At 40.6% G+C, this 12,581-nt stretch carries 13 protein-coding genes; all 13 read right to left on the bottom strand.

What is annotated here, in order from left to right; translation table 11 throughout:
* The coding region (locus HMPREF1040_RS02340; protein WP_007392313.1) for a lyase family protein at positions 1 to 752 on the bottom strand (752 nt) is incomplete at its 3' end.
* 448 nt (positions 753 to 1,200) lie between these two features.
* Positions 1,201 to 1,587: a RidA family protein gene (locus tag HMPREF1040_RS02335; protein WP_007392303.1), complete on the bottom strand. Its 387-nt coding sequence runs from the start codon at positions 1,585 to 1,587 to the stop codon at positions 1,201 to 1,203.
* A gap of 65 nt (positions 1,588 to 1,652) precedes the next feature.
* Positions 1,653 to 2,873, bottom strand: coding sequence for a threonine ammonia-lyase (ilvA, locus tag HMPREF1040_RS02330; protein ID WP_007392311.1), 1,221 nt, complete (start codon positions 2,871 to 2,873; stop codon positions 1,653 to 1,655).
* 239 nt (positions 2,874 to 3,112) lie between these two features.
* Positions 3,113 to 4,744: a chaperonin GroEL gene (gene groL / locus HMPREF1040_RS02325; protein ID WP_007392306.1), complete on the bottom strand. Its 1,632-nt coding sequence runs from the start codon at positions 4,742 to 4,744 to the stop codon at positions 3,113 to 3,115.
* Positions 4,745 to 4,801: 57 nt separating this feature from the next.
* Positions 4,802 to 5,083, bottom strand: coding sequence for a co-chaperone GroES (groES, locus tag HMPREF1040_RS02320; protein WP_007392310.1), 282 nt, complete (start codon positions 5,081 to 5,083; stop codon positions 4,802 to 4,804).
* A gap of 122 nt (positions 5,084 to 5,205) precedes the next feature.
* Positions 5,206 to 5,793 carry an ANTAR domain-containing response regulator gene (locus tag HMPREF1040_RS02315; RefSeq protein WP_007392304.1) on the bottom strand — a complete coding sequence of 196 codons (588 nt, stop codon included), beginning with the start codon at positions 5,791 to 5,793 and terminating at the stop codon, positions 5,206 to 5,208.
* On the bottom strand, positions 5,790 to 7,205 hold the full coding sequence (locus HMPREF1040_RS02310) for a sensor histidine kinase (protein ID WP_007392308.1): 1,416 nt from the start codon (positions 7,203 to 7,205) through the stop codon (positions 5,790 to 5,792). The genes HMPREF1040_RS02315 and HMPREF1040_RS02310 overlap by 4 nt, the downstream gene beginning before the upstream one ends.
* 9 nt (positions 7,206 to 7,214) lie before the next feature.
* Positions 7,215 to 8,231, bottom strand: coding sequence for a tRNA (adenosine(37)-N6)-threonylcarbamoyltransferase complex transferase subunit TsaD (gene tsaD / locus HMPREF1040_RS02305; protein WP_036257377.1), 1,017 nt, complete (start codon positions 8,229 to 8,231; stop codon positions 7,215 to 7,217).
* Between the two features lie 17 nt (positions 8,232 to 8,248).
* Positions 8,249 to 8,713, bottom strand: a complete 465-nt coding sequence (gene rimI / locus HMPREF1040_RS02300) for a ribosomal protein S18-alanine N-acetyltransferase (RefSeq protein WP_007392309.1) — start codon at positions 8,711 to 8,713, stop codon at positions 8,249 to 8,251.
* Entirely contained in the window at positions 8,710 to 9,414 is a 705-nt protein-coding gene (gene tsaB / locus HMPREF1040_RS02295) for a tRNA (adenosine(37)-N6)-threonylcarbamoyltransferase complex dimerization subunit type 1 TsaB (RefSeq protein ID WP_007392314.1), read from the bottom strand. Before tsaB ends, rimI begins: the two co-directional genes overlap by 4 nt.
* Entirely contained in the window at positions 9,398 to 9,862 is a 465-nt protein-coding gene (gene tsaE / locus HMPREF1040_RS02290; protein WP_007392305.1) for a tRNA (adenosine(37)-N6)-threonylcarbamoyltransferase complex ATPase subunit type 1 TsaE, read from the bottom strand. Before tsaE ends, tsaB begins: the two co-directional genes overlap by 17 nt.
* A 13-nt stretch (positions 9,863 to 9,875) precedes the next feature.
* Positions 9,876 to 10,850, bottom strand: a complete 975-nt coding sequence (thiL, locus tag HMPREF1040_RS02285; protein WP_007392307.1) for a thiamine-phosphate kinase — start codon at positions 10,848 to 10,850, stop codon at positions 9,876 to 9,878.
* 210 nt (positions 10,851 to 11,060) lie between these two features.
* Positions 11,061 to 12,482, bottom strand: a complete 1,422-nt coding sequence (locus HMPREF1040_RS02280) for a DUF438 domain-containing protein (protein ID WP_007392315.1) — start codon at positions 12,480 to 12,482, stop codon at positions 11,061 to 11,063.
* Between the last annotated feature and the right edge of the window lie 99 nt (positions 12,483 to 12,581).

Here is a 12,581-nt window from a genome sequence, read left to right as displayed (position 1 = left end):
AGTGTAGAAATCACCTCGGCAAACCGACAGGCAAATCCTTCCGGACAGTTAATTCCCGTACCTACCGCTGTACCACCCATAGCAATATCTCGTAAGAATGAAATTCCACTCTGTAAAAACTCAACATTTCGTTGAATCATTCTCATCCAGCCACTCATTTCTTGCCCTAATGTCAAAGGCGTTGCATCTTGCAAATGCGTACGACCTATTTTCACGATTTGGGCATAAGCAGCCACTTTTTCTGCCAAGGCCTCTTGCATTTTTTGCAATGCTGGCAACAGCCGCTGTTGAATATCTAAAACCGTCATTACATGTAATCCCGTGGGAAAAATGTCATTAGAACTTTGCGATTTATTGACATGATCATTGGGATGGACCGTTATTGATGAACCATGTGCTGCTGCTATTTGTACCGCTCGATTTGCAATTACTTCATTGACATTCATGTTAAATTGCGTTCCACTGCCAGTCATCCAAACAGCCAACGGGAAGTTGTCTTTCCATTTTCCCCGGATGATTTCATCACATGCTTGCACAATCGCTTCAACACGTGCCTTATCCAATACATCTAGTTCGCCATTTACGATGGCTGCGGCTTTCTTTAATTGAGCAAAGACCGTAACTAATTCAGTGGGAATTTTTTCCTTCCCAATGCGAAAATTTTCATAACTTCGTTGCGTCTGAGCCCCCCACAATTTATCACCAGGAACAGCTACTTCTCCTAACGAATCCTTTTCAATCCGATAGTCCATATACGTTACTCCTCTGAAAACAACTATATTTATATGTAAGATATCTGTAATTCCTTACAATATTCCAGTTAGAAGTATACTCCTTTTCTATTTTTTTTCAATATCGTAACACAATAAAAATTGTTTGTCGAATAAAAGTATCTATTTTCCATTATTTTTATTCTTTTTTTTGTATATCAAGTTACTAATAATGCTTGTTTTTATCACATTAATAATAATATTCAATATTCAATATTCAGAAAATTATATATGTATACTTTTTAACAATTTTCTTACAATTACATTTACACATAAGTAACCTCAAGATATTAAAAAACATTATAAAAAAAGAATGTAAGTCAACACTTACATTCTTTTTCTTTTTTAACATAATTATCGCTAATATATACAAAAGATAATTTATCCTGTGCTCTTGCGTTTTCAGCAAGAGCCTATGCACTTTCAATAATTACTTTCCCTTATATGCAATTACTTCAACTTCTACTAACGCCTGCTTCGGCAATGAACAAATTTCAACGCACGAACGAGCCGGCAATGTTTTATGGAAATAATTACCATAAATTTCATTTACAGTAGCAAAAAAGTCCATATTCGTAATATATACCGTAGTTTTAACGACATCATCAAACGTAAGTCCTGCCGCTTCTAAAATAGCACCTACATTTTTCATGCATTGCTCTGCTTGTCCTTTTACTGTATCCGCAACGATTTTTCCCTTTTCCGGATTAATTGCAATTTGTCCCGAAGCAAACAAAAAATCGCCTGCTTGAATTGCCTGTGAATACGGTCCTACTGCTCCCGGTGCCTTCTCTGTTTGAATAACCTTAACTGCCATATGTATCGTCTCCTATCTACATGTTTATTTATGTATGAATAATCATGGTTATGCCCTGCTGTTGATTATTTCAACTGTACAGGATAGCCATTTTCTTTTAACATTTCCACTAAATATTCTACATGCTTTTCATTAGCCGTTTCTAATTCCAACCCTACGGCGGTAAACCCAATACTTATACCATGCTGACTTCTATCATGCGTAATAGAAATGATATTTGCATGAGAGCGCGAAATGAGGGACAACAATTTTACCATTTCACCGGGATTATCAGAAACCACCGTTTCAAATACCATCTTTCGCCATGAACGAATTAACCCACGATTAATAACCCTGGTCATATTGTTTACATCAATATTGCCACCACTCACCATCGCAACCACACGCTTATTACGAATGCCTGAAATTTTACCATTTAATAATGCCGCAATGGGTACCGCACCGGCACCTTCAGACACGGTTTTAGCTCTTTCCAGCAATAGCAAGATGGCTTCAGCAATTTCATTTTCATCGACCGTAACAATATCGTCTACATATTGCTGACAAATACGATACGTTACATCGCCAGGAGTTTTAACGGCAATACCATCAGCTAGCGTTGCCTTGCCATTACATGTCGTAGGACTGCCCTTTGCCAGCGATTGTTGCATAGATGGCATGTTTTTAGACTGGACACCTACTATTTTAATATTGGGATTAATTGATTTTGCTGCTATAGCTAAGCCCGAAATCAAGCCACCGCCACCAATAGGTGCTACGATGACTTCCGTTTCCGCTAATTGTTCCAAAATCTCTAAGGCGATCGTTCCCTGTCCAGCAATAACTTCCGGATCATTAAACGGATGAACAAACGTATATCCCCGTTCATTCATTAATTCCACCGCTTTCGCTGCGGCTTCATCAAAAAAATCACCATGTAAAACCACATTTGCCCCATAGCCACGAGTGGCGGCGACTTTCGCCAAGGGAGCATGCTTAGGCATGCAAATCGTTGATTGACAACCGTATTCACTGGCGGCCAACGCGACTCCTTGGGCATGATTTCCTGCCGATGCAGCGATAACACCTTTCTTTCTCTCTTCATCGCTTAAGGTCGCCACCTTATTATACGCCCCACGTAATTTAAAAGAGCCGGTCCGTTGCAAATTTTCCATTTTTAAAAATACCTTGCATCCCGCTCGATCGCTTACAGAATGCGTATAAGATAACCCCGTTTTTTGGGCCACTCCTTTTAACCGTTCCCGTGCGGCTTGTATCATTGCTAATGTAACTGTTTCTTGGCTCATAAGATGGACTCCTTTCTGTACCATGAAAATCACGTTAAAAATAATATACCTTGCACTCTCTATATATGTCAATACGAAAATGTTATATCGTATCTATACATAAAACAATCGTATATTCCGAGTGTATTATGCTAAAAAATCAAACTAAAGGAGTATTTATTACTTATGATATTAATTTTTTGCGTAAAAAAAACAAGTTGTGACAAAATATCATGTCACAACTTGTTTTATAAAAAAGATTACATCATGCCAGGCATGCCACCCATACCAGCAGGCATAGCCGGTGCAGCCGGTGCATTTGCTTCCGGTTTATCAGCAACTAACGTTTCCGTTGTCAATACTAAAGCAGCAATAGATGCGGCATTTTGTAATGCTGACCGTGTAACTTTTGCCGGATCCACAATACCCGATGCTACCATATCTACATATTCTTCCGTCAATGCATTGAAACCAATGCCCTTAGGCGAAGATTTTACTTTAGATACAATAACAGATCCTTCTAAACCTGCATTGGCAGCGATTTGACGTACTGGTTCTTCAATAGCCCGTTTTACTAAGTTAATACCCGTTTGTACATCGCCCGTTTCATTAAATTCATCCAATACCGGTAAAATGTGGATAAACGTAGAACCACCGCCGGCAACAATACCTTCTTCAACAGCTGCACGAGTAGCATTCAACGCATCTTCCAAGCGTAATTTTTTGTCTTTTAATTCTACTTCCGTAGCAGCACCTACTTCAATAACTGCTACGCCACCAGACATTTTAGCTAACCGTTCTTGTAATTTTTCTTTATCAAAATCAGACGTTGTATCCGCGATTTGTGTGCGAATTTGAGCTACGCGATTTTTAATTTCTTCTGCATTTCCGTGACCTTCAACAATCGTGGTTTCATCTTTAGTTACACGGATTTGACGAGCCGTACCTAAATCTTCCATCGTCACGCTATCCAATTTACGGCCTACATCTTCAGTAATAACCGTAGCACCCGTCAAAATAGCGATATCTTCTAACATAGCTTTACGGCGATCGCCAAAGCCAGGAGCCTTAACAGCAACCGCTTTAAACGTACCGCGAAGTTTATTCACAACCAACGTTGCTAATGCTTCCCCTTCTACATCTTCAGCGATAATCAACAATTCTTTCCCTGCTTGTACAACCTTTTCAAGCACCGGCAACATTTCCTGAATAGACGCAATTTTACGATCCGTAATCAAAATGTACGGTTCGCTCATGACTGCTTCCATTTTATCCGTATCAGTTACCATGTAAGGAGAAATATATCCGCGATCAAATTGCATCCCTTCAACTACGGATAATTGCGTTCCCATTGTTTTCGATTCTTCTACGGTAATAACGCCATCTTTACCTACTTTTTCCATCGCATCAGCAATCAACCCGCCGACTTCTTCATCACCCGCAGAAATCGAAGCAACTTGTGCAATCGCTGCTTTATCCGCAACAGGAATAGCACGAGTTTGAATTTCTGCAACCAATTTAGCTACGGCTTTTTCAATGCCTCGTTTTAAAATCATCGGATTGGCACCGGCAGCGACGTTGCGCATACCTTCTTGAATCATTGCTTGGGCTAACAACGTTGCCGTAGTAGTACCATCACCAGCAACATCATTGGTTTTCGTTGCAACTTCTTTAACCAACTGTGCTCCCATATTTTCAAAAGCATCTTCTAATTCAATATCCCGAGCAATCGTCACACCATCATTAGTAATAGTCGGTGCCCCAAATTTTTTATCCAATACAACATTACGACCTTTTGGTCCTAACGTAACTTTTACTGCATTAGCCAATGCGTCTACGCCTTTCCCCAGCGCACGACGAGCTTCTTCATTAAACAAAATTTGTTTTGCCATTATGAACACACTCCCTATATAATTATAATTATGTTTTTACTTAAATTATGCTTTTACTTAGCAAATAGCTAAAATATCTCGTTCGCTAACAATTAAATAATCTGTTCCTTCAAATTTTACTTCCGTACCTGCATATTTGGAAAAAATAATTTTTTCGCCTACTTTAACATCTAAGGCAATACGTTTTCCTTCATCGGATAATTTACCAGGTCCTACGGCCACTACTTCACCTTGACTTGGTTTTTCTTTAGCTGTATCTGGCAAAAAAATGCCGCTAGCTGTTTTTTCTTCTTGTTCTAATACACGAATTACTACGCGATCTCCTAATGGTTTTAACATAGTATATTCCTCCTTATACTACACATCTTGTTTTTGTTAGCACTCTTTGTCTTTGAGTGCTAATTACAATATATAGTGTACCCATAAAAGGTAAAAAAGTCAAGACCCTCAAAAATTTTTATTTACTTTTTCACTTTTTCTCTCGCCACTTGTTGTACTATCAATTGTGCCACCTCTTTTAACGATTGCCTGTGTTGCATACTATATTGTTGCAATCTTCGATAAGCCTCCTCTTCACTTATCGCTAAACGCCGAATCATAATCCCCTTGGCCTGTTCGACCAACTTGCGTGTTTCCATCCGCTCGTTCATTTCTTGTAATTGCTGATATGCTTTTTCCTGTCGTAAAAATTGCGCTATGGCAATTTCCATTGCGGGAAATAATTGCAATCCCGAAATCGGCTTTACTAAATAACCAAAAACACCTGATTCACCAGCCTGCATGACCATATCTTGACGATGATACGCCGTTAATAATACCACCGGTGCTATATGTTCATAACCTATCATACGGGCCGCATGAATGCCATCCAACTTGGGCATGCGAATGTCTAACAATACAATATCCGGACGTTTTTCGCGTACTAATGCAAGTGCTTGCACGCCATCTGCTGCTTCGCCGACAATATGATGTCCTGCTTCACGCAGCATCTCGCCTAAATCCATCCGAATGATGCCTTCATCATCACCAATAACAACACGATATGTCATATCTCATTTCCTCCCGGACACGGAAAAAACAATAATACTTTCGTTCCCGTAGGCTGATTAGGGACTATTTTCCACGTTCCTTGTAAATCCGTTTCAATCAATGTGCGTACTAGCTCCAACCCTAAATGTGCTTTAGGCAAAGAAGAAGGCATCGTCATTCCCTTTCCCGTGTCTGCCACACATACATTTATTTGCGTGCCTTCTTTGTGTATATCTATCGACAATACACCTGTTTTCTCAGCAAACCCATGCAGTACGGCATTGGTAATTAATTCATTTAAAATAAGTGCCATGGATGTAGCTTGCCCTGAAGGTAAGCGAATCGACTCCCCCCTGACCAAAACATCCACTTGATCTGATGTATGACAAAGACTTTTTACAAGTAATGATGCTAACGACTGAGTAACCGTTAACATATCCACATCTCGTGCTTCATGATACGCTAAAATATCGTGAATTAACGAAATACTTAAAATACGATTGACACTTTCTTGCAATGCCCTTTTCGTTTCGTCATTATCCGTACGCCGAAGTTGCATTCGCAATAAGCCCGAAATGGTTTGCAAATTATTTTTTACACGATGATGAATTTCCCGAATAACCGATGTTTTCACTAACAACTCTTCTTCTTTCTTATATAGTTCCGTCCGCTCCGTAAGAATAGACACCACTTGGCAAACTTTTCCCTGTTGCAGCAACGGAATAACACGCCGTGTAAACACGCGGTTTTCTACGGTAATATCATCCATATACCCCGTAGCACTAGCTAAGGCAACTTTAGCCCCCATAATATCCTGTTGGGCTGTGTAAATATTGACATCTCGTAATGAACCACGATGTCCACAGAACTGCATAATTTCTTCAGCCATTTCATCAGCATATAAAATAACGCCTGTATCATCTACTAAGACAATCCCATCTTGTACCGATAAGGGCCGGTACCACTGTCTTAAATCATGTTGTTGCGGCACCTGCAAGGCCAAATACGCCGTTTGCGTTAATTGACTTTTCGCCGCATCAACATAACCAAAAAAAGCCACCACCGCAATCGTAACGCCCGCATTATCCACAAAGGGATACGCATACATTGGCTCAATATGACCATAAGTCACTTCTCTCCCCGCATATACGGGATTACCCTCTTTTAGCACCCGATACAAGACCGGTTCTTCGTACCTATCTATATAATGCTTTCTCTCTCTATTGATAACTGTCGATTGGCGTGAAAAAGGCGTCCGCCACGCCACTAAAACAAGGGTATTCTCTTTCTTTCCCGGTACGAAAAGCTGCAATTCGCGATGAGATAAATCTCCCGCAAATTGCAGTAACTCTTCACTATGTTTTAAAATTTGTATTTGCACATCCGATAGTGCACTATCGCGGTGACAAATATCTTCTATCGTATCGTTCATAAGTACCTCTTATATAGAAGTCGTGGTAATAGACAAACCCGGCTTTGCATTTAACGTCAACGCGGAAAAAGCCCCGGCCTGTGCCATATAATACGCCCGACAACCAATCATGGCGGCATTATCCGTACACAAAACAGGCTCAGGATAATAAAACGAGTATCCCTTCCTATCGCAGGCATGCTGCATACTTGCCCGTAAAGCCGAATTAGCTGATACACCGCCAGCCACGGCAATTGCCGTAGTGCCAATATACGCGGCGGCATCCATCGTTTTATCCACCAGCGTATCGACCACCGTCTTTTGAAAACTAGCTGCCACATCGGCGGCTACATAAGCAATTCCTCGTTGTTCTTGATTATGTAAATAATTTAAAACGGCTGATTTTAAACCACTAAAGCTAAATTCAAAATTATGTTTTTCCTGCAATGCCTTGGGAAAGAAAATCGCATTTTCATTGCCCTCTTTGGCCAACCGATCAATTTGCGGGCCGCCCGGATAAGGATATCCCATCACACGTGCAATTTTATCAAACGCTTCGCCTGCGGCATCATCTCTTGTTTGCCCCAACAAGACAAACTGATTATACGTTTTTACATGTACTAATTGCGTATGTCCACCCGATACAACCAAACACAAAAAAGGCGGTTCTAAGTTTGGATGACTTAAAAAATTCGCAAACATATGTCCTTCCATATGATTTACCCCCACCAACGGAATATCGCGGGCAAAACTAAGTGCTTTGGCCGTAGCAACGCCTACTAACAAAGCACCCACTAAGCCGGGGCCATACGTAACGCCGATATGGTCTATATCCGCTAATGTACACTTGGCATCAACCAACGCCTTTTGTAAAACGGGTAATACATATTCAATATGTTGTCGTGAGGCAATTTCAGGAACGACCCCACCAAATTTTTGATGAATTGGCACTTGTGTCGAAATAATATTTGAGCAAATATGCCGTCCATCTTTCAACACAGCCGCTGAAGTTTCATCACAACTCGTTTCTAATGCTAATGTATACATAATCGATCCTTCTCTATCTATTTTATACTCCAACAATACGCTTCCTTTTTACATTCCATTATACACGCATCTTCTATCGGATCCGTATAATAAGCTTTACGTATTGACACGGTTTGATACCCTAATTTTCGATATAATGCCAGAGCCACGCTATTGGAACTACGTGCTTCTAAAAAAATAGTTTCACATCCCTCATCCCAAGCCGCTTCCATAAGTATTCTAACCAACATTTCACCATACCCTTGCCCTTGATATTCCGGCAATACGGCAATATTCGTAATCTGTCCTTCCCCTACGACATTCCATAACCCCGCATATGCCCCTAGCAGGCCATCTGCTGTTTCTAATACATAATATAGGGCAAACGCATTGTCCTCTAATTCGCGTTTAATCACATCTTTTGACCACGGTCGCGAAAAGCTACGCTGTTCTATCCCATAAATCCCCTCAACATCATCACCAATAGCCTTACGTGCGATCATACTTTTTTTTCTCCTTGTCTTTTTTCCCAAAGAATTTCCGCTTCACTCCGCCGCTTATAAGAAGGCGTCAGATGCATGACATCATCATAATCACCTATACGTATACGCTCATCTGCGGCTAATGCCAAACTGCCTGCCCGTGGAATCACCATGGTCGCTGGAGCAAGGGAAAAAGCGGCTTCTTTTTCAATCTTATCACGCCCTTTAATAGCCGCATCACCACAAAAAACGACCCTCTTTTCTTGCCTTGCCAGGGTATCCAACACCGCTGTAAACGGTGCGATAAAAATATCATTATACACCTGTAACTGCCCTTTTTCCCACCGATATAAAGCCGCATAGACATTGCCCTTTTGAGCATCAATAAGCGGACAAATATACGCCGCATGACCAATAAAATTCCACGCCAAACTGACGGGCGTTTCAATTCCCACCAACGGTACTTCCCATGCAAACGCCAACCCCTTTGCCGTTGCCAACCCAATACGCAAACCCGTAAACGATCCCGGTCCCAACGATACGGAGATGCTATCAATTTGTTTTTTCGTAACGCCTGCTTTCGCCAACATATCTGCAATATGTGGCATCAACTGCTCGGAATGAGTCAACTTCGCTTGAATCGTAATTTCACTACGCAAAGTTCCTTCATGCAGCAAGGCAACACTCGATACTAAACTAGATGTTTCAATGGCTAATTGCATATTGTTCTACCTCTTTTTTTACCTTATCCCAATACGGAGAATTTCCCACAAAGTGAAAGACACGCGTATGTTCTCCTGTTTTTTCTATATATACCTGTGCTGCCTCAGTGGGAATACGAGTGGGAAATTTTTCCGCCCATTCAATAACCGTAACGCCTTGCTCTACATATTCATCAAATCCCAATGCATCAAGTTCTTCTTCCTCTTCTAAGCGATAAAAATCAAAATGTTGCAACGGAATTTCATGTTCATAATAATTTAAAATAGTAAACGTAGGACTCACAATAGGTTCCCTAATCCCCATACCTTGTGCTATACCCTGAACAAAATGCGTTTTTCCTGCCCCTAAATCCCCTTGTAAAGCGAGGCATTGTCCACTTTCTAAAACGCGACCAACAGCACATCCTAACGCCATCGTTTCTTTCTCCGACCGTGTCACTATATCCATCACCAATGCCTCCTTAAAAATGGGTCCATCCTTGCGGTTGCAAAGGGCTTTCTTTATCGCCATCACGCAATAAAACCATACCCGTTCCCGGATGAACGCTACCAATGATTGTCACATCATCATATTGTTTTTTCAATCGATAAAAGTCATCTTCTGCCATCGTAAAGACCAATTCATAATCTTCTCCACCACCAAAAGCATACCTATACCTATCCTTTTTCGCATAGGCACACCATTGTTCCAAAGCAGGAGAAAAGGGAATTTTATCCTTATCTAAAATCAAATTCACGCCTGACGCCTTAGCAATTTCATTTGCCTCACTCGCCAATCCATCACTAATATCATTCGCACAATGACAATTCATACTTACTAACAAACGGCCTAATGCCAATTGTGGTTGTGGATATTGATGATGCTTGACCAGCTCCTCATACCCTCTTTCTTGTTGCAGCAAGACATCAAGCCCTGCACAAGAATTTCCTAGCGTATGCGAAATAGCGACTACATCACCCACATTCGCACCACTACGCAATAAGGCTTTATCCTTTTCGATTTCACCCAATACGGTAACCGTAATAACCGTGCTTTCACGAGCCGTAACGGTATCGCCCCCGACCATATTCACGCCATAAACTTGACAAATATCCTTCATCCCACGATACAATTCTTTGACATCCGCAACCGTCATAGACGGGATCAACGCAGTTGACAATACAAGCTGTGTCGCCGTGGCTCCCATGGCGGCAATATCACTTAAATTAGAAGCTACCGCCTTATAACCAACGGCATGCCACGTTGCCGTTTTGCCAATGATAAAATGATTTCCTTCTATCATCGTATCAATAACAACCACTTGTTCCATACCCGGTGTCGTTTTATACACCGCTCCATCATCACCAATCCCGACAGTTACCGTTTCAGGAGTGACAATCGTATGATCTTGAATAGCACGAATAAACCCAAATTCACCTATATCCGAAATGTTCATTCTTACCCTCCTGAATATACCTTATCCCCTGCATTTTGTTCTTTAGCACGTATACATATGATATATTATACCCCCTTTTATAAGGGGATATCAATATATTGCATAATATCTACCTAATCATCACCGTCCCGTAAAAATAGAACAAAAAAGCACAAACGGCGACAAGCACAACTGCTTATCGCCGCTAATGTTATCCCTCATAGCTATCGCTTAATCCTTTAAAAAATAATCTTTCGCAAATTGCATATCTTGAACCGTTTCCAACGTACCTAAATACGTTCCCTTCGAATCGCGAATTGCAAAATACGTAACAAAAAATAATTTACCATTTTTTTCTGCCCACCGTTCCAGCTTATCCCGCTTTCCTTCTTTAAATTCACTAATAATCATCCGTACCATCGCTTCAATCTTAGGCGGATGACAAGAATAAACATCTCGCCCTAAAGCGGCAAAGGGCCGTTTGAAATCTTTTGGTCCTTCATTAAAAAATTGATTATGATCATTCGCATCAACCACCGTTATTTCTACGGGCAACGTATTTAAAATAGCAATCAACTGTGTAATAGTGAGATTGCCGCCTGGCATGGATATAACCCCATCACTTATGGAAGTAGAGGCGACAGATGTAGCCAAATATGCTTCTGCTTCCTGCCACGGTTCTTGCGGCACCTGAAAAGCGACCTCATAATCTTTAGCATCTCGATATATTTGATACCAATCTTCCGCTGTCAACAACCGCACACAAATGGGAAACAATATATTTTCTTCTTTATAAATCATCTCTTCCATCTTGGTTAATAATGCCAATAACGCTTCTTTCCATGGTTGCGTGCGATCTTCCCGCCGCATTAAAATTCTAAAATCACGCCGAATATCATCATCAACCGTCCACATCACTTTTGAAGGGCCCGTTACGCCATATTTCGTGGCGATAAACGGATAGATGAGATCCCCCTTCTTCGAATAATGGCTGCTAATACCACCTATTTCCGCCAAAAGAGCATCCACCGCTTCACCGTTAGCAAGTGCTTGTTGTAGCTTCTTAATAAGACATGCCAAGGCATCATTTTCTTTTTTCAATAATGCTAACGGATGTCCCCATGTAGCATATAATTGTTCCTTTTGTTCTTCCACTTCATCCTTATTCACAATATGTTGCTTCGTGTTGTCATGAAATAAAGCCGAATGTAAATCACATAACCGCTGCATTTCCTCGATAGGCGTTCCTTCTTGGATCAATTCCTGTTCCGCCGCCATAATTTCCGCAGCTTCTACATGGGAAAAAGCACGCGTAAATTCTTGACGTACCACATCCAAGGGAATCCCCTCATTTAATTTCTGCAACATCCCTTTTAAATTTTTTTTACGTTCATCTCTATCTTTAGCAACATTCGGATCGGCAAAAGATAACATTTCATTACCTTCCACCTCATACCCATGTTTACGTAATTTACGAATAATATGCCCTAAGGGAATATTTTTTTTAGCAGCTATATCTGAAATTTTAACCACATTGAGCATTTCCGGTACGGGTGGTAAATGAATATCTACTTCCTTTAATATAGCTTCTAAATCATCATGTTCTTTTAATAAAATTCCTACGGGTTGTTTTAAATCTATAACTTGTTTCATATTATCCCCTCTTCTCCTAATAGATTATGTATTCATATTTCATCTTTTCTTTAGTATAGCACTCCCTTGCTAAAAAAACCGTTGTTTTTACAACGCAAA

The organism is Megasphaera sp. UPII 135-E (assembly GCF_000221545.1).
Taxonomy (GTDB): domain Bacteria; phylum Bacillota; class Negativicutes; order Veillonellales; family Megasphaeraceae; genus Megasphaera; species Megasphaera hutchinsoni.
Note: the sequence above shows the minus strand (reverse complement) of the source record. Positions and strands in the feature narration are given on the sequence as shown.